This window comes from Tateyamaria pelophila (genome assembly GCF_019966495.1).
GTDB classification, from domain to species: Bacteria; Pseudomonadota; Alphaproteobacteria; order Rhodobacterales; family Rhodobacteraceae; genus Tateyamaria; species Tateyamaria pelophila.
The window spans coordinates 1-17,178 of the sequence record NZ_JAIMIA010000096.1; the positions used below are offsets into that span (position 1 = coordinate 1).

At 54.0% G+C, this 17,178-nt stretch carries 16 protein-coding genes and 2 pseudogenes; 8 read left to right on the forward strand and 10 right to left on the reverse strand.

Annotated elements, in window-relative coordinates; all coding sequences use genetic code 11:
- The 6 genes and pseudogenes from LC354_RS20840 to LC354_RS20865 form a co-directional block, all read right to left on the reverse strand.
- A partial coding sequence (locus tag LC354_RS20840; protein WP_223427527.1) for a transposase occupies window positions 1-407 on the reverse strand: 407 nt, incomplete at its 3' end.
- Between the two features lie 96 nt (window positions 408-503).
- A pseudogene (locus LC354_RS20845) lies at window positions 504-1,805 on the reverse strand (UDP-glucose dehydrogenase family protein); the annotation flags it as partial.
- 34 nt (window positions 1,806-1,839) lie between these two features.
- A complete protein-coding gene (galU, locus tag LC354_RS20850) occupies window positions 1,840-2,772 on the reverse strand; it encodes a UTP--glucose-1-phosphate uridylyltransferase GalU (RefSeq protein WP_223427491.1) in 933 nt (310 codons plus the stop codon).
- 202 nt (window positions 2,773-2,974) lie between these two features.
- Window positions 2,975-3,385, reverse strand: a complete 411-nt coding sequence (locus LC354_RS20855; RefSeq protein ID WP_223427493.1) for a PIN domain-containing protein — start codon at window positions 3,383-3,385, stop codon at window positions 2,975-2,977.
- A complete protein-coding gene (locus LC354_RS20860) occupies window positions 3,382-3,624 on the reverse strand; it encodes an AbrB/MazE/SpoVT family DNA-binding domain-containing protein (RefSeq protein WP_223427499.1) in 243 nt (80 codons plus the stop codon). The genes LC354_RS20855 and LC354_RS20860 overlap by 4 nt, the downstream gene beginning before the upstream one ends.
- A 193-nt stretch (window positions 3,625-3,817) precedes the next feature.
- Window positions 3,818-4,159, reverse strand: a complete 342-nt coding sequence (locus LC354_RS20865) for a MarR family EPS-associated transcriptional regulator (protein ID WP_223427503.1) — start codon at window positions 4,157-4,159, stop codon at window positions 3,818-3,820.
- Between the two features lie 325 nt (window positions 4,160-4,484).
- Between LC354_RS20865 and nusG the strand changes: the two genes are divergently transcribed.
- Window positions 4,485-5,033, forward strand: coding sequence for a transcription termination/antitermination protein NusG (gene nusG, locus LC354_RS20870; protein WP_223427504.1), 549 nt, complete (start codon window positions 4,485-4,487; stop codon window positions 5,031-5,033).
- 355 nt (window positions 5,034-5,388) lie between these two features.
- Here the strand turns inward: nusG and LC354_RS20875 are convergent, their stop codons facing one another.
- A complete protein-coding gene (locus LC354_RS20875; RefSeq protein ID WP_223427505.1) occupies window positions 5,389-5,700 on the reverse strand; it encodes a hypothetical protein in 312 nt (103 codons plus the stop codon).
- A gap of 199 nt (window positions 5,701-5,899) precedes the next feature.
- On the opposite strand from LC354_RS20875, the gene LC354_RS20880 reads away from it, so the two are divergent.
- From LC354_RS20880 to LC354_RS28285, 5 genes and pseudogenes are all read left to right on the forward strand, one after another.
- Window positions 5,900-8,074, forward strand: coding sequence for a GumC family protein (locus LC354_RS20880; RefSeq protein ID WP_223427508.1), 2,175 nt, complete (start codon window positions 5,900-5,902; stop codon window positions 8,072-8,074).
- Between the two features lie 341 nt (window positions 8,075-8,415).
- Window positions 8,416-8,802, forward strand: a complete 387-nt coding sequence (tnpA, locus tag LC354_RS20885) for an IS66-like element accessory protein TnpA (protein WP_223427509.1) — start codon at window positions 8,416-8,418, stop codon at window positions 8,800-8,802.
- A complete protein-coding gene (tnpB, locus tag LC354_RS20890) occupies window positions 8,799-9,146 on the forward strand; it encodes an IS66 family insertion sequence element accessory protein TnpB (RefSeq protein WP_223427513.1) in 348 nt (115 codons plus the stop codon). Before tnpA ends, tnpB begins: the two co-directional genes overlap by 4 nt.
- A gap of 70 nt (window positions 9,147-9,216) precedes the next feature.
- Window positions 9,217-10,086 (forward strand): annotated as a pseudogene (gene tnpC, locus LC354_RS20895) (IS66 family transposase); the annotation flags it as partial.
- A gap of 132 nt (window positions 10,087-10,218) precedes the next feature.
- On the forward strand, window positions 10,219-10,320 hold the full coding sequence (locus LC354_RS28285) for a helix-turn-helix domain-containing protein (RefSeq protein ID WP_449649484.1): 102 nt from the start codon (window positions 10,219-10,221) through the stop codon (window positions 10,318-10,320).
- A 774-nt stretch (window positions 10,321-11,094) separates the two neighbouring features.
- Here the strand turns inward: LC354_RS28285 and LC354_RS20900 are convergent.
- The 3 genes from LC354_RS20900 to LC354_RS20910 form a co-directional block, all read right to left on the reverse strand.
- Window positions 11,095-12,429: a polysaccharide biosynthesis/export family protein gene (locus LC354_RS20900; protein ID WP_399204043.1), complete on the reverse strand. Its 1,335-nt coding sequence runs from the start codon at window positions 12,427-12,429 to the stop codon at window positions 11,095-11,097.
- Window positions 12,430-12,529: 100 nt separating this feature from the next.
- Window positions 12,530-13,180 (reverse strand): YjbF family lipoprotein, encoded by a 651-nt coding sequence (locus tag LC354_RS20905; RefSeq protein WP_223427520.1) that lies wholly within the window; start codon window positions 13,178-13,180, stop codon window positions 12,530-12,532.
- Window positions 13,177-15,291, reverse strand: a complete 2,115-nt coding sequence (locus LC354_RS20910) for a YjbH domain-containing protein (protein ID WP_223427521.1) — start codon at window positions 15,289-15,291, stop codon at window positions 13,177-13,179. The genes LC354_RS20905 and LC354_RS20910 overlap by 4 nt, the downstream gene beginning before the upstream one ends.
- 479 nt (window positions 15,292-15,770) lie before the next feature.
- On the opposite strand from LC354_RS20910, the gene LC354_RS20915 reads away from it, so the two are divergent.
- Together LC354_RS20915 and LC354_RS28070 are read left to right on the forward strand one after the other, a co-directional pair.
- Entirely contained in the window at window positions 15,771-16,496 is a 726-nt protein-coding gene (locus LC354_RS20915) for a metallophosphoesterase (RefSeq protein ID WP_223427525.1), read from the forward strand.
- Window positions 16,497-16,727: 231 nt separating this feature from the next.
- The gene (locus LC354_RS28070; protein ID WP_399204046.1) at window positions 16,728-16,895 is read left to right on the forward strand and encodes a hypothetical protein; all 168 of its coding nucleotides are present in this window, start codon (window positions 16,728-16,730) and stop codon (window positions 16,893-16,895) included.
- The last annotated feature ends 283 nt before the right edge of the window (window positions 16,896-17,178 follow it).

A 17,178-nucleotide genomic window follows, 5' to 3' on the forward strand; every position in this document is an offset into this window, starting at 1 on the left:
GCCGCCAGCGCCTCGCTGAAGTCACCCGTCGAGATGCCCTTCAGGTAAAGCCAGGGCAGCAGTTCTTCGACCGACTTTGCTTTGCGCAGATAGGGCGGAACCAACGCCGAGCGGTATTTGATCTTGCTGCCATCCTCATTGGCGCCTCGGTCGCGCACCCGCGGCACCTGCACAGGTACCGTCCCGATCCCGGTCATCACCTCGCGCTCGGGTAAGAACCCATGGCGCACAAGCCGCTGGCGTCCCTCTTCGTCAAGCAGATGCGCGTGCTCTGCAATGAAAGACGACACCTCAGCTTGGATCGCCGTGTGCAAAAGCGCCTTCGCGCCATTCTGGATCACCTCGGTCAGCGGATCCGGTGAAAATTCCGATGGCAGTTCGAATGGTACAACTGTAGATTTGGCCATGGTGGCATATCCTTTCTCTTTGAGAATGACGGCGTCGTTAAACACCGCCATGATATGCCGCCTACTGCAGACCATCACCAACTTTCGGGCATAACTCCTGCCAATGGAAATATAGCGCTCAAAACCAGCCGCCAATACGACGTCCAAAGAGTAGACATTGCGCAGATCAACCATCGCAGGCGTGGCCATATCTGCCGCCATCCGCTCTAAATCCAGCGCACGGAATTCATTCCATTCCGTCAGCAAAACAATAGCGTCAGCTCCTTTTGCAGCAACATAGACATCGTCCATCCAGATTACCCCAGGCAAAAGCGCCTCACCCTCGCGAAACCCTTGAGGGTCGACCACGCGTACCTTCGCGCCTTGGCCCACCAGCGCAGGCACTATGGTCAGCGAGGGTGCATCGCGCATGTCGTCCGTATTGGGTTTGAAGGTCACGCCCAGCACCGTGATCGTCTTGCCGTTCACCGATCCGCCGCAAAGATCAAAAACCTTCTCCGTCATGCGGCGTTTGACCTCGTCATTGACCTTGATCACCGTCTCAGTGAGCTGCATTGGCACACCGTGCTCCTGACCAATCCGCGCCAATGCAGAAGTGTCTTTTGGAAAGCAGGACCCACCGTATCCGGGGCCTGCATGCAGGAATTTATCTCCGATGCGACCATCCATCCCCATACCCTTGGAGACCTGTTTCACATCCGCCCCCGTGCGCTCACACAGCGCCGCAATCTCATTGATGAAGGTGATCTTGGTCGCCAAAAATGCGTTGGCGGCGTATTTGATCATCTCGGCACTTTCGAGATCCGTGGTCATGACCGGGAAGTCGCGCAAATAAAGCGGACGGTAAATTGCGGCCATTACATCGGCCGCGCGCTCATTCTCTACACCAACAACCACGCGGTCGGGGCGCATGAAGTCATCGATGGCAGCGCCCTCGCGCAGGAATTCAGGATTAGAGGCCACGTCGAAATCAGCCTTCGGGTTTGCTGACGCGATCACGGCGTGCACTTTTCGGTTGGTGCCTACGGGCACGGTGGATTTGGTCACGACCACGGCGTAGCCCGTGAGTGCCCCTGCAATCTCTGCAGCAGCCGCCATCACATATGTCAGGTCTGCATGACCGTCGCCGCGCCGCGTTGGTGTGCCCACTGCGATAAATACCGCATCAGCGCCATCGACAGCCTGGCTTAGATCACCGGTAAAAGACAGACGACCTGCTGCCACGTTTTTGGCCATCAGATCGTCAAGGCCGGGCTCAAAGATGGGCACCTGGCCAGCGTTCAATTTTTCAAGCTTTGCGGGGTCTTTGTCGACGCAAATCACCTCATGCCCGAAGTCCGAAAAACAAACTCCAGAAACAAGGCCCACATAGCCAGTGCCGATCATTGCGATTTTCAACGGATCACCTTCATATATCTGAGGTCAGACAGGATTAAGATCCAGTCTTCTTCGGTCTGTGATTTAGAGATTTTATGCGGATGAGTTCGGCGAATTGTTCCCCAAATTCAGGGTGCTCAAGGGCGTGATCTACAATCGCTTCGAGGTATCCAAACTTCGAGCCGCAGTCATATCTTCTACCCTGAAACAACACGGCATCCACCTGGCCCATTTGCGCAAGGACATTGATGGCGTCCGTGAGCTGGATTTCTCCTCCAACACCTGGTGCTTGGGTTTTCAGGTAATCAAAAATGTCAGGCGTGAAGATATAACGTCCAATCGCTGCCATGTCGGAGGGGGCATCATTTATTGAGGGCTTTTCGACAATGCCTGAAACCTGAACGGTGCCCGGCGCGCTGCTGGCGGCAGGCTTGATGATCCCGTATTTATGCAGGGTTTCCTTTGGAACTTTGGCGACCGATATGCTTGTATTGCCCGTGCGTTCGAAATTTTGAAGGAGGGCTTTCATCGGACGCGTACTTCGCGCCATAAGATCATCTGGAAGCAAAACTACGAAGGGCTCATTGCCGACGGCAGGGCGCGCGCAGAGTATCGCGTGTCCAAGGCCAAGGGGCTTGGCCTGGCGGACAAAGACGCAATTCACATGCGCAGGAATGATGCTTCGCAGCTCTTCAAGAACGTCAGTCTTGCCGCTCTCGGCCAGAGCGTTTTCCAGTTCGGGGTTGGCATCAAAGTGGTCTTCGATGGCGCGCTTGGTCCGTCCAGTGACAAACACCAGGTCTGTAATCCCTGCGTCGATTGCTTCTTCCACAGCATGCTGGATCACCGGCTTGTCGATGATCGGTAGTAACTCTTTTGGCATGGCTTTGGTGGCGGGCAGGAAGCGCGTTCCAAGTCCTGCGACGGGAAAGACGGCTTTGCGCACTTTATTCATGGACGTGTGTTTGCTCATTGTTTCTTCTGTCATCGGATCGTTCGTGCGGCGTTGCACGCAAGCGGTCCGGGTCCGAAGTCCTTTTTTTGGGCGATTTTTAGCGAAGCTATCAGTTAAGGTATTGATCTATATGATTGGGAAATTGTCTCATCTCCTCTTCACAAGAGGATTTTTCCGACTCAAATGCCGATAACGTAAACTTAGATCTGTTTGGGATATCTTGTACAACACCGGCTTATTGGCGCCGTTTTTGCCCAACCAGCTCGACGTCATCAAGAAGAGCTGCCTTTTTGTCAAAAGTGGCAAGGTGATGTGAACCCGAACGCCTTGCGGCCTGCCGGATCAAGAGATCAGAGAATCCAAACCCCTTGGTTTCATAGAGTTGCAGGATTGAGCCTATGGCGTCAGCCTTCTCTATGACGAGTTCCGAGGCAGAAAGCAGCCCTTCCAGAACACCTGATATGTCAGAACGGGAAATTTTGTAGCTGCGCTCCAATACCCAAACCAGTTCGACAAGGACTTCCCGGCAGATAAACCCCGAGTTGTCTTCCGTCAGTTCTGAGATCAAATCTGTCGCGGCCCGCGCCTGACCAGGTTCATCTTGGGTCAAAAAGCGCACCAGAACATTTGTATCCAGCGCAATCATTCTGATGTGTTAGTCGCCCCTTCAGCGATCGCCTCTTCCATTGCGCCCAAGGATACCGGCGCCTGACCGGAACGTTTCAGAACTCCTTTCAAGTCGCGAATTGGCCGCGCCCTAAGGATCCGCACTTCGCCATCGAGAAGGAGATAGCGCAACTTATCGCCAGACTTGATGCGCAAGGCTGTCCGCACGTCCTTCGGGAGTGTCGTCTGACCCTTTGTCGTTACCTTTGATTCCTGCATGCCAAAACTCCGCGTTTGCAACCGTCAATATCAAAAATAATATCGCATTACGTTTGGAATTTTTCAAGGCAATATCAGTTTTTCCTTACAAATGCGCGATAACGTAAACTCCCGGTCTCAAGTAGCGGAGCGGTAGGCCGATAATATAAACTCCCTGCCTCAAGTAGCGGAGCGGTCGGCAGACACCAAAGAATCAAGACCCGCCCTCTTGCGCGATTTCGCGGTGCAGCGTCTCAATCTCCGCTTTCAGAGCTTCATACTCGCGCGTCTTGCGCTCTAAGAACCGCGCTGTCAGTCCGGCCTTCTGCGCCAGACCCTTTGGCGTGAGCACATAGGCATATTTGCGTTTCTGATCTGACGCGCGAAAGTTGCGGATTTTGACCAAGCCCTTTTCGGAGAGCGCTTTCAAGCAATAATTTACACAGCCCAGAGAGACCCCAAGCTTTATTGAGAGGCCGCGCTGAGACAGATCCGGAGTGCGCTCCAACTCTCGCATAACGCGAAAAACCGTATCTTCACTGACGTTCTTGGTCATGCTATGGACAGATAGCTACCGCATCGGAGGTCGCTCGTGCGATCCGTTCTATACGGCTGTTTTAACTGCGTCGTGTTCACCAATGAACCCCTATGTGCACAACCAGAGATACGCAATGTGCAAGCACGGTGTCTGGCAAAAAACACTGCAAGAGCTTTGCGCGAAATGCCGCCAGAGTCGAGTTTCAGTCGCCGCGGAGAGTAGAAGTTTGTCCTCAGGGTGGCATTAGGCGGGATCATCGCTGGTCGGGCAGGAGAGGAAGCTATGGACCCTTGCTGTTTGACGGCCTAAACAGCATCCTGCTGTTCCAACTCCAGGGGGATAAATGCCATTGAACCGCGATCGTGCAACAGCACCGGAGAGTGGCGAAAATTGGTTTGTGGTGCAGCTTAAGCCCAATGGGCTTGGCCTGGCGCAGCGCAATCTGGAGCGGCAGGGATTTGCGCATTTTTGCCCAACGCGGCTAGAAACTCTTCGGCGGGCCCAGAAGACTGTCGTCGCCCCCAAGCCCTTGTTTGCCGGATATCTTTTTGTGCAGTTCAATGCTGCTGACCCAAATTGGCGCGCGATCAACGGCACGCGGGGGATTGCACGGCTGTTGCTCAATGACACTACACACCCAAAGCCCCTGCCGGCGCCCTTTGTGGCCGGGCTCCTGGCGCGCTGCGATGGGTCTGATATGCTCAAAGATCACGATGATCTCGCAACAGGGGACCAGGTGCGCGTGATCTCCGGGCCATTCGCGGAGATTGTCTCAACTGTCGAGGACCTCGACGCCAATCAGAGGATCCGCGTGCTGATTGATCTGATGGGGCGGAAGGTGCGGCTACAGGTGCCGCGTGGAGCAGTCGAAAAATTAGACACGCAGCGTTGATATGGCAGGGTGGCGACGGACGCAGGGTGTGTTGCGTGGCTGGACCGCGTTTGCATCTTATGGCGATGCAGGGTCTTTTTTGGGGAGGCTCGCAATGGGTGGGTTTCGTCTCAGGACACCCTTCATTCCGTCTGCTTTTGACAATTGCCTCAGGGACGTACCAGCACGCTCAGAATTCGATACTTCGCAGCTCATACGGGTCAGCGATCCCGTTTTGGAGCGCGCTCTTTACATGTGCCACGGCTTCAAAAGCACATGAAACATAAACTCAAAAAAGCCTTCGCTTTTCCAAAACGAAGGCTTTAGAATTTAGAGTAGTCGCAGGTCAGGGATATGACTTGGATAAACGACGTTTTCAGTTGGTGTTCCCAGGAGCATTGCCGCTGCCGCCGCCGCTGCCGCCGCCAGAAGCAGCTGCGCCTATAATGGCGATGACGGCCGCGGCAGCCAAAAGACCACCAACGGCTGGGTCCAGCAGCAGGCCTAGACACGCCTCGTCTTCCTGGTTGGCCTCGTCTTCACAATCAACCTCTTCCTCTTGATTCGAAGTATTTGATGAATTGAAAACTGTCGGCGCCGGAGCGGGAGACGGGGTCTGCCCTTGCGCCAATGCCGGAAGCGCAAGGCCTGAAATGAGCGCAGCGCAGAGAAGATCTTTATATGTCATAACAATTCTCCCAAAGTTGTGGTACCGGGCTAGCATAGAAAAGCCATGAGGAAAAGTGTCTAGGTTGTATGCTCTCGATGGTTTTTCAAAGAGCGCGAAAAATGGACAATGTCGATGATGGTATCTCTGATGTTGACGGGTTAGAGACACTTCATGGCTTTGTTTCGCATTTTCTACATCAGATGTTTGAGAAGTTAAGATGACAGAATACCCAAAAAACCAACAGTTTGCTCCCTCTGCTCCCTCTGCTCCGGATGAAGCTGATGACTCAATCGACATTGGCGCGCTGATCGCAACACTTTGGCGTGGGAAATGGCTTATCGGGTTCGTGACGGGTCTTGCGATCCTGATCGGCGGGTATCAAGCCTATATCGTTGCAGTGCCGCTTTATCGCGCAACGGCGTCGGTGATTTTACATTCTACGGAAGGGAATATTGCCGGCCTGCAAAACATCGGTGGCGGAGTAGGTGAGGCCAGCGATGTGTACTCACAGGTAGAAGTCGTAAAGTCGCGGGAGTTAATGGGCAAAGTAGTTGACCGGCTGGATTTGGTGAAGGATCCTGAGTTTAACGGCAGATTGCGCTCTTCAACGCCAACGCCAACGATGACGTACTGGGCCCTATTCAAGACCAAACTGAAATCATGGCTCAAGCCCGCTGTTCCGCAATCACCCACTACACCCGCCGTTCCTCCGGCCAGTGATAAAGATGAGCAGATACGGAATGAGATTATCTCATCGCTTCAGGGTAAAGTCTCGGTCACACAAATCGAATATACCTCTGTGTTAAACATAACAGTGACATCAGAGGTAGCTGCTAAAGCTGCATATATTGCCGACTCAATAGCACAAATGTATATTCTCAATCAAATTGAGGTGAAATTTGAGGCGACGGAACAGGCCACGGTTTGGTTGAGCAACCGCGTTGGCGAGTTACAAATTAACCTGGAAAAATCTGTCAAAAGAGTCTCCGACTTTAGTGCCCAAACCGAGCTTGTATCGGTCGAGGGACTGCAGGGCCTGGAACGCCAAATCAAGGAGTTGCGGGATCGCATCGATACAGCGCAGCAGGCCCGGATGGTTACAGCGCGAAGATTGGCCGATTTGCGCGCGGCGGTTACAAATGATGAAAAGCTCGCACTGAGTAATGACGCTCAACTCGCTCGATTTGCGCAGACGGCAAATGAAAACCCAACGATGCAGACGGCTTTTGATACGCGCTTTTCCGGGATCATTGACCGGGCGGCCTTTGATCTTGCCCGAGCGGATCAGCAACTTGCTGCGCTCGAAACGTCAGAGGCAGGTTTAGATCAACAGATTTCCCGCCAGGGAGAGGATTTGATCACTCTACAACAGTTGAGACGAGAAGCGGAAGCTACGCAGACCCTTTATGAGTATTTTCTGACACGGCTTAAAGAAACCTCTGCCCAACAGGGCATTCACCAAGCCGATAGCCGTCTTCTGTCCAAAGCGGTTGTGCCAGGTGGTCCCTCAGAGCCACGCAAGTCTCGCATTCTCGCTCTCAGCGCAATTGTGGGGCTGATGATTGGCGCGGGCATCGTCCTGCTGCGAGAGATACGCAATAGCAGCTTCCGCACCGCGATTGATCTTGAACACCACACTGGGTATTCTGTCATGGGGCAGATCCCGTTCATTCCAGAGGGCAAGCGCGCTAATGTTCTGACATATCTCTCCTCAAAACCGACCTCTGCCGCAGCCGAAGCTATTCGCAATCTGCGCACATCGCTTATGTTGTCAAATATAGATCATCCACCAAAGGTGATCCTGTTGACGTCCTCCATTCCTGGCGAGGGCAAAACCACCAACGCGATTGCGCTTGCACAAAATCTGCTGGGCCTTGGCAAATCTGTGTTGTTGTTGGAGGGTGATATTCGGCGCAGAACTCTACATGAGTATTTTTCGACGCTGCCCAGCAAGGGAATCGTTTCGGTCTTGAGTGGTGATGTCACTTTCGAAAATGTAGTGCACCGTCCCGAAGGCTTTGGGGCAGATGTTCTTGGCGGTGAAAAAACATATGTCAATGCAGCGGATGTCTTTGCTTCTGACCGGTTCAGGGACTTCATTGTTGAGATGCGTGGGCGCTATGATGCAATCATCATAGACACACCACCTGTTCTGGTTGTGCCCGACGCAAGGATCATCGCGCAGGTCGCAGATGCGATACTTTTTTCTGTGCGTTGGGACAAAACCAGCAAGCATCAGGTCGATGAGGCGCTGCGCATGTTCCAAAACTCAAACCAGCGCGTCACGGGATTGGTTTTGAGTCAGATCAGCGCGCGGGGAATGAAGAGTTATGGCTATAGCGGACAATATGGCGCTTATTCCGAGTATGGGGCAAAATACTATAATACCTGACCCGAGTGGGACGCACCAAATTCACGTCTGGGCAAAACACACATATAGAAAGAGGTCATGCGTGTCGCTGCATTCGGGAAACCAATCCATTGATACTGCGGTTTGACGGTTGATTATCAAGCCACAGACTTGCTGATCACAACGCGCGCCCGCATTCCGTGTGACGAGACTAACGGCCTTAAGGATTTGCGGTCCTGGACAACCGCCGCACAGTACAGTTAGCCCGGACGCTTGCGCACATATCACATTTCATCCGTGAGCGTCCGTTGAACCCGCTCTGACGGCTCCGGATTTGCGCTGATAATGTCCATTTTCGGTAATGGACATTGTGAGGCATGATTATGGGGACGAAGAAGGGCAGCAGGAAGCGGTTCTGGTCTGACGAAGAGAAGCGGTCGATCTGTCTTCAGGCGCGTGCCCCCGGGGTTTCGGTTGCGCAGGTTGCGCGGCGCTATGCGATGAACGCGAACCTGATCCACAACTGGCTTCGCGATCCCCGGTTTGCCCCTGAGGCGGACGATGCGATTACGGAGGGGGCGGGCTTTCTTCCCGTTGAGATCGAGGGGGCGCTGGCCGTGCCTGGCCCACAGATGGCATCTCTCGCGCCAGATGTCCCGTTGTCGGCTCAGCGGGTTGATATCACGCTGTCGGACGGTCGGCGGATATTGGTGGAAGGCACGACGGCGCTGTCGGCGGTTCTGGCGCTTGTGGAAGGGCTGATGCCGTGATCCCGGTGCCGAGCAACACGCGGGTCTGGTTGGCCGCAGGCGTCACGGACATGCGGCGGGGGTTTAATACGCTGGCGGCTCAGGCCGAGAAGGTCCTGGAACTTGAGCCCTATTCCGGCCACCTGTTTGTGTTCCGGGGGCGGCGCGGTGACCTTTTGAAGATCATCTGGTGGGACAGTCAGGGAGCTTGCCTGTTCAGCAAGCGGCTCGAGAAGGGCCGGTTCGTCTGGCCCGCTGCAAAGGATGGCAAGGTCAGCGTGACAGCGGCGCAATTATCGATGCTGCTGGAAGGGATAGACTGGCGCATGCCGAAGAAGACCTGGCAGCCATTGAGGGTCGGATAAGCCAATAAGAACTGATGTTTGTGAGCTTTCTCGATTCACCTTTTGCCCTTGATCTGGTATAGGATCGGGGATGCTGAAAGACCTTGATATCCTACCCGAAGACCCCGTGGAGCTCCGCGCGGTCAGCGAGCTTTTGATGTCTGAAGTGAAGGCGTTGAGCCTCAAGGTCGAGCAGCTTCAACACCAACTTCATGGGGCCAACCGCCATCGCTTTGGCTCCAAGTCCGAAGGCCTGGCTCAACTCAATCTCGACCTGCAGGAAGACGCCGAGATTGTAGAGGCGGCGGAGGCGCAGGCCAAGGCACCGCCATCACCGCAGGAGGGACCCGGCCCTGAGCCGAAGCGCAAGCACAGCCGCAAGCCCCTGCCGGATCATCTGGACCGGGAAGACAAGGAGCTGTCGCCCGGCAATGATTGCGGCAAGTGTGGTGGCACCCTGCGCACCTTGGGCGAGGATGTCACCGAGGAACTGGAATACGTGCCGGGTCGCTTCAAGGTGAAGCGGATTATCCGCCCGCGCAAAGCCTGTTCGTGCTGCGAGACGATTGTCCAAGCGCCACTGCCCTCGCGCCCGATTGAACGCGGGCGGCCGGGCCCCGGCTTGCTGGCCCATGTTCTGGTCAGCAAATACGGGGATCATCTGCCGCTCTATCGTCTCAGCCAGATCTTTGCTCGTGAGGGTGTTGATCTGGATCGCTCGACCATGGCCGACTGGGTGGGCCGCTCCACGGCGCTGCTGGAGCCCCTTGCCGACGCCATTGGCCGCATGGTGCACCAGGGCGCGGCTCTCTTTGCCGATGATACGCCGGTCAAGATGCTGGCACCCGGCAACAAGAAGACCAGGACCGCGCGGTTCTGGACCTATGTCCGGGATGAGCATGCCTGGTCCGGGCAATCGCCGCCTTGTGCCTGGTATCAGTTCACGGTGGACCGCAAGGGTGTGATCAACGCAGTCGCACAGTTTGAACGCGACCTTCTGATTGAGCGAACACAGGCTGGTCTGGCCAGGGCGAAATCCGAAGGCAAAACCTTGGGCCGTCCGCCAGCGTTGTCTGGCGAACAACAAGAGCTCGTGCGTCAAAGGCTGGCCAATGGTGAAAGCGTCTCTGCTATCGCACGGGACATTAAAACCAGTAGACAAACCATTATGAGAGCACGCGACGCGGCAAGGTAAGACGGAGCAGCAGATAAGCGGCTATGCTGCGCCATTACACCTTGACGGACGATGACTAGGAAATCATCCGCGCCCGTCCCCATTCAAAACCGGGCGAACGGCTCGGTCGCGCACTTCGGGTGAATATTTATTCTTTTTTTGTCCATGATGGTCCATCCTACTCATGAGTTGGAGCCTCCGGCAAACACGGCTCGGTTCAATCCTGCCTATCAAATACCCGAGAAGCGCCTTGTTTAGGACAAATTTAAGCGGCTTTCTAAGCCTCGAACAAGGAAAGCTATTTTAGCATGAAGCATGTAGAGACCTCCTCCACTTGGACTGATGTAATCTTAAGCCTGATGGCAGCAGGTGTTGACAGAGCGCTAGCTGTTGGGATTGTCGATATCTTGGCCGAAGCGAGCCCGACGGACTCCGAAATGCATCATACGCCTCTCATTCTCTCAAAAGCTCAAAGGGGTAAAGTACCCAAGAGGCCCTCAAAGGAATGGGACGATATCGCCCAAATTCTACCCCGCTTATTCTTGACCACGCAGGAACTCATATTTGCGCCAGACTTGAAGCAGAAGCATGAGATCCACCAATATTGCAGGTACGCAGCTCTTACAGGAGGAGAGTCAGGGACCGGTTGATCTTAGGGGGCAAATGCCACCAAGGCATACCGGGTAACCGGACTGAATTGGCTGCTTGCGTCTTTCATTTTGGGGTCTGCTCCGGCTCAGTGCTAAATCCTACGTTCTCTTTCATCCCCACAGAAATTCTAACCCGCCGTCGCCTCTATTGGTTTGCCAAGAAGGTGCTTGTCGAAAACACCTGTGGGAGTATCTGTGATATCGCCCGATCCCAACGTGTCACGGGCTGCTGCGCAATGAAAACAATGTCATTGGGTCGCAACTCAAACCGCGTTGCCATGGCAAAATTGGCCGCATTGCGCGCGTCGAGATGCCACGCGGTCACAGAGCCAAATTCTCTTGGATCACTTGAAGCCCGCAGGACATAGATCTGAGAAACGTCTCCTGTCGATGACTCAATCCCTCCACCTGTATCAAACAGCGCATCTGCCAAATTGGCTGTTCGTTCCAGCGGCAAAGTGAAGCGCGATTGGGTGCCCACTTCACCGGTTAAATACACATAATCACGATTATCGGCGCCAAATTCAATGCGTGCTCTGTAATTCTCACGCGCTTCGGAAATGTTAGTCTGGCGGATCGAGACTTCGAGCTCCAATTCCTGAATTGCGTTCTGGCGCTCCTGTCGGCGTAGCTGCGCAATGTTGATCTGTTGCTCAAAGTAGGCCTGCGCGCGGCTCAGTTCATATTCGGTGTCCACAAAAATCGCATCTCCGGGCAACAGGCGTGTGCGTGTCAGACCCCTTTGTGAATAGAGTTTGGTCAGCGGGATCTGATATAATGTTGCGTCGCGGTAGATTCTGATGGATGCGTAATCCTGATCTTCCACTGTGATCCCACCAGCCGCAGCAAGCGCCTGATCGAGATAGAGCGGCGTTAGAGTAACTGGTACGACCCCAGGCTGTGCAACAGCGCCGCCGATGGATATGTTGCGAGAATTAAATTCTGCGATTTCAAGGCTGAAGGTCGGGTCGATCTGGTTTTCCACCAATTTTTGGAAGAGATTTGCCTCAGCGTCCTCAATGGTCATTCCGGCAATGCGGACACGGCCAAGATTGGGAACATTAATCGATCCGTCATCCTGCACCGTATAGCCTTGGCGGGAATTTTGGGCTGCAAGAAGACCTGACAGTTGCTCAACAGTAGAGTTCGCCGTCGGCGTGGACAAAAGTACGACATCCCCGATGCCAATCGTATACGGGCCGGGATCGGCAGGGGGCGGCAAGCGTAACTGAAGAGCCTCTGGCGGTGTTTCGTTTTCGACGAACGGGGGCTCGGGCAGTGTCTCAGAGCCGCGCAGGGCAAACTCACGACCAGAGGTTTGCGAGAACACTGCTGGCAGAGTTTTGGGTGCATAGGTCGACCTGTTCGCCTGGACTACCGTCTCAGGGTTCATGTCAAGCACACGCACATTTGTACCGTCGCTTGCACCCTCCGCCACACTCGAACTTCGATACACCACACCACAATTTGTCAGGCTCATGACCATTATTGCTATCAATACAAATCGCATCGGAGGTACCTCAGATAAGTCATTTTTGTCATTGGGCACAGAATGCGCTGTGCCGTTGTAGAAGATGTCGTCATTTGAGAACCACGCGCGTGGAAATGTAACCGGTGACGTCACTGGCCCATTGGCGTGACTGCACGATCCTGCCACTCCCGGTTGCAACCCAATAAAGGTTTCTGAAGGACTGACCAAGGCTTCGGCAATCCTCTGACATCAGGCGTGTTGAGATCGTTTGATTTCCCTGCGTCAGAGTGCGGCTTCCTTCGATTTCCACAGTACATCGGAACGTTCTTGTCACCGCAAAGTCATCGCCATCAAGGTAGGTCATAAAACGGTCAGACGTCCCCTGGCGCCCACTCAAGACCAGGGCAAGGGGCTCCGAAAGCTCGGATGCCAGCAATCCGGTGTTCGTACCACGCGTGCTGTGAAGCATGCCCCGCTCAAAGGTCAATGACGCCCCATCCGAACTCAACCAGGTTTCAAAATTGCCACTGCGGCTTTCCAACAAGAGCGTTGTGTTGACCTGTTCATCAATTATGGCGACTTGAAGTGCAGGGGACGGAGGCTCCGCGCGCAACAAAGTGGCAAAGCGTGGTGTGACGTCATCGGCGCCACCTCCAAAGACTTCAAGGACAAGTTCAGCAGGCTGTTTGCCGGTGCGTTGGCTGGTGCAGGCCAAGAGCGTTAAACATGCAAGGCAGATGAATGTTAATCGGAGGATCATCTCAGATATCTACCCCACCCAGAGCGCAGTATTTCTCCGCGAGAGTCCCGCGTGATGCCCCATAAACGGTTGTCAACATTGAGACGGGCACCTCCGTCTCGTAAAACCGGGCGGATTGTCTGCTTGATTACTTCAAGGGAAGGACTCCCGGTTATCCAGGATAACGGCACTTCGAAGAAAACACCTTTGTCGAAGGACCCCTCGCCAAAGTCTTCATATGAAACATTCGTCTGGGTAAAAAAGGCACCGACGGTGAAGCCATTGTTAAAACGACGATCAATGGAAAACGTGGCACCCCAGTCTCCGGCGAGGTAGCGGCCTGCATCGACCTGACCTTGAAATCCATTACCAAAATCATAATACGCTGATGCATGGCCGGTGACGACATCATAATTCTGAAAGCCCAATAGCATATCAAAGTCGCGTTTCTTGGCATAGTTCACCTCGGCCCCCAAAGCGAGACGACTGTCAATCGGGTACCAAAGCACCTCGGCCGAAAGACCGCCATACATGGCCTCCAGATAACCCGCTGTGCCGCGCATAAATACGTTTTCCGCAGGGCGGAAGATATATTCAGCCGTCAATGTATTGATCTCAATATCGGATTCTTTTGCGTATAACGGCGCATCTGTGCGGACCGGGGGCAGAACGGAGTCATTTTCAACATCAGATTTGTCGATGTTGCCAAACAAGGGATAACGAAACTGCCCGCTAAAAGTGAGACCGGGGCTAGTGCGCAAAGCCAGGCGCAACTGGGGTCCAATATCTGCTCGAATAGGTTCATCAGGGTCAAAAAACAACCAAGTCACATAGGGCGTCAGCGCATAGTCGAAGGTCGGGTAGGAACCAGAGAGTTCGTTTGCCCGGCTTTCATCATATGCGTCCTCAATCTCAGCTCGCGCCAAGGTGCGCCAAGAACCGTCATAGTCAAACACCAACTCCTCCAGGTCACTTCGCCTAGTAACAACCCGGGAGACCGGCACACCGCGGATCGCCAAAACAACAGTCAGGTCTTCAACGGCGGGTGGCAGGGTTGCGGCCATCACTCGTGTTGCGCGCCCGACGGCTTCGGCCTCTACATCCCACCGTTCATTGTTTACAGTGATGCTCGCGCGGGTTGGTTCCAATTCGAAGCCCAGAAGCACCATACTTTCGTCTGCCAGTCTCGCTTTCAGAACCCGTTCAACAGCTGCTTTCCCGCCACCTTCGAGCGAATTGTTCCACTCTGCCGCTGCAAGTTGGGCTCGGTTGCCCACCGGGAAAGGCGCGCCTTCGCGGCCACCGGGATAGCGGCGCTTTGCTGGGTCAAATTGATAGCTCAATTGTGCACCAAATTCGCTCGTACCAATCACAAATCCTTTTAGGGTGATGCCATTATTGAAGCGGCGCTCAAGACCAAAATTAAATGGCGACTTGATTTTGATATCAGTTTTGTCTTCCTCTTGGTCATAGGAGTCAGATGAATATTCGGCAAAGAAGGATGTCTGTTCATTCAGGTCCCACTTCACACCCCCAAAGAAGGCGGCGTCGCCCCTGAACCAATTGCCTGTTTCGAGTTCGCCACCTTGACTGCCTTCTTGGCCCGGGCGCGTATCGAACTTGCTGTTGAAAAACCCCAGCGGGTTGGTGAAGCCACCATACCCCCCAAGTCGACCCCAACCGATGCCACCGGTGAACTGTAAGCGCGGGGTTATCGTTTTGGTTGCGACAAAATATTCACTACTATAAATCCCTGTCCCGAAGATGTCACGCAGCCCCATCGCAATCGCAGGTCGGTTGCCAACCTCATCTGCCAGCTGGAACTGAAGATCAAAACTACGGTCATATCTGTTCCCGTTAACGCCATTGAAATCATTAATGATCGAATAGCGAAAGCTGCCCATCACGCGTGGCAGGATTTGAAAAGCTGCCGTCGTGCGCAGGTTGGGCCCAAAGCCAGTTACTGTTAAGGCAAACTCGCCATCGTTTAGGGCTTCAGCAGTCGGCATTTCAACAAGACCCGGCGTGCCATAGGTCGTGAGTGAGGGGGAGCGCTGCTCCTCTGCCCAGCCGCTGCCATAAACCAAGCAGAGTGCCGCTACTGCGGCGCATTTTTTAGTGTGCTTGAACACAGCCTGCCTTAAACCTTTTGTACACCTTCTGCTTATCCAACTTTTGGGTCGGTTTCACATTCTCCTCGCGCTCGACCAAAAAAACCTTCGCCGTTGCGCCTCATCTGCAACATAATTGCCCTGAAGATCCCAAATTGGTTGGCAAAATAATGACAGTCGGGGAAGCGCTCACAACCCTTAAAACCCCCTCTCGGCTCAGTAGCTCCCTTAGCCCGCATTTCCCAAGTAACTTGACGTTTTCACCCCTCTGACGGCCAGTAATGTGTTATATTTCAAAATGTTAATTGGGATTGAGGTTGCGGATTATGGATCACCCAGAGGGTGCGGGCTTGCAGCGGGTTCCGTCATGCTCAAGCATCTGAAAGAGGATATGTGGGCTGAACAAGACCCTCGATAGGCTTCACTTTACGATACATAACGCTTATGCATTCTTCCCAAATAGAAACCCCTGTGCAGCGTTCCTAGCGGAAGAATTTCAAATGTTTCGACAGTGGTTGGCGCGATTAGGAAAAACACCTTATTTTCCACCGGTTACACCGGAATATCCGTTTTCAGCGATAGGGGACATTCACGGACGCGCCGATCTTCTTGAGCGCGCCTTACGCCTGTCTGATAATTACCCGGTCGTCTGCGTCGGTGATTATGTAGATCGCGGCGACAATAGTGCAGACGTTTTGCGCATGCTTTACTCCCGTCCGGACATCGTCTGCATTTCTGGCAATCATGAAGAGATGATGCTGGACTTTATCGAAGCTCCTGACAAGAACGGCAGCCGGTGGTTGCGCTTTGGGGGTTTGCAAACGCTGGCCAGCTTCGGGGTTGCGGGCGTAACCGAAATCAGCGGTGACAATGCCATGACTTCAGCGCGCGACCAATTGGTTGAGGCCATGGGTCAACCCCTCATACGCTGGATGCAAGCGCTGCCCACGCTGTGGCAATCCGGGAATGTCGCGGTCGTACACGCCGGAGCTGACCCCGCCATAGCGATCGACGAGCAGACAGTGCGATCTCTGCACTGGGGCCAATCAGACTTTGCCAAGATATCACGCACCGACGGCGTCTGGGTCATCCACGGACATACAATTGTTGACACCCCTCTTGCCCAACACGGCCGGATATCAATCGATACAGGGGCTTATGCCACCGGCCGATTGTCCCTGGCGCATGTGGAATTATCAGCTGTTCATTTCGAAATAGTAACGTAGTAATTTCGAAGATGGGCCTAGTGTTCGCCGTCTGACATAAGATTCCCATTGGCGGCTCGATGTGCGATATTTGTGGCATGAGACGCGATAACATCTGCCTTTACCTACCTTGGCCCCGCCGACCGATCTGAGCTTCAAGCCCTGATCACCAACCGCAACACGCCGTGCAAGCTGGTCTGGCGCGCCGCGATCATACTGGCGACGGCGGATGGTCATGGCACCTTCGAGATCATGCGGCGTGCGCGTACGTCCAAGCCAACAGTCTGGCGATGGCAGGAGCGGTATCTCGATGAAGGCGTGGTGGTCTTGTCACGGTTTAGTTCCGGTCTCTTTCGAGCAATGTTTGCTATGAAGGAGATAGAGAATGGCAAAGAGATACACAGACGAGTTTCGGCGTGATGCGGTGCGCATGGCGACGACCAGTGGCCTAACGCGGCCTCAACTTTCATCGGATTTGGGGATTGGCTTTTGAGCGCAAGGCCGCATAAATGAGTTCAGAGACCGGAACGTAAGCGGGACAAGACCATGGCAGGCCTCAAGCGCGACAAGACACGACCCTCGCGCGTGCCGCCGTTGCCAATGGAAACAAGGCTGAAAGTGATTACTAAGGGTTTGTTACGAAACAAACGCTTCAGTATCTATACGCGGATTGCTTCTTTAGCTTTTTGATACGGTGCTTCTG

Bases quoted from the DNA above. Each gene is read 5' to 3' on its own strand.
- galU (WP_223427491.1), bottom strand. From the start codon at position 2,772: ATGACAGAAGAAACAATGAGCAAACACACGTCCATGAATAAAGTGCGC.
- LC354_RS20855 (WP_223427493.1), bottom strand. From the start codon at position 3,385: ATGATTGCGCTGGATACAAATGTTCTGGTGCGCTTTTTGACCCAAGAT.
- LC354_RS20860 (WP_223427499.1), bottom strand. From the start codon at position 3,624: ATGCAGGAATCAAAGGTAACGACAAAGGGTCAGACGACACTCCCGAAG.
- LC354_RS20865 (WP_223427503.1), bottom strand. From the start codon at position 4,159: ATGACCAAGAACGTCAGTGAAGATACGGTTTTTCGCGTTATGCGAGAG.
- nusG (WP_223427504.1), top strand. From the start codon at position 4,485: ATGCCATTGAACCGCGATCGTGCAACAGCACCGGAGAGTGGCGAAAAT.
- LC354_RS20875 (WP_223427505.1), bottom strand. From the start codon at position 5,700: ATGACATATAAAGATCTTCTCTGCGCTGCGCTCATTTCAGGCCTTGCG.
- LC354_RS20880 (WP_223427508.1), top strand. From the start codon at position 5,900: ATGACAGAATACCCAAAAAACCAACAGTTTGCTCCCTCTGCTCCCTCT.
- tnpA (WP_223427509.1), top strand. From the start codon at position 8,416: ATGGGGACGAAGAAGGGCAGCAGGAAGCGGTTCTGGTCTGACGAAGAG.
- LC354_RS20900 (WP_399204043.1), bottom strand. From the start codon at position 12,429: ATGAGCCTGACAAATTGTGGTGTGGTGTATCGAAGTTCGAGTGTGGCG.
- LC354_RS20905 (WP_223427520.1), bottom strand. From the start codon at position 13,180: ATGATCCTCCGATTAACATTCATCTGCCTTGCATGTTTAACGCTCTTG.
- LC354_RS20915 (WP_223427525.1), top strand. From the start codon at position 15,771: ATGTTTCGACAGTGGTTGGCGCGATTAGGAAAAACACCTTATTTTCCA.
- LC354_RS28070 (WP_399204046.1), top strand. From the start codon at position 16,728: ATGCGGCGTGCGCGTACGTCCAAGCCAACAGTCTGGCGATGGCAGGAG.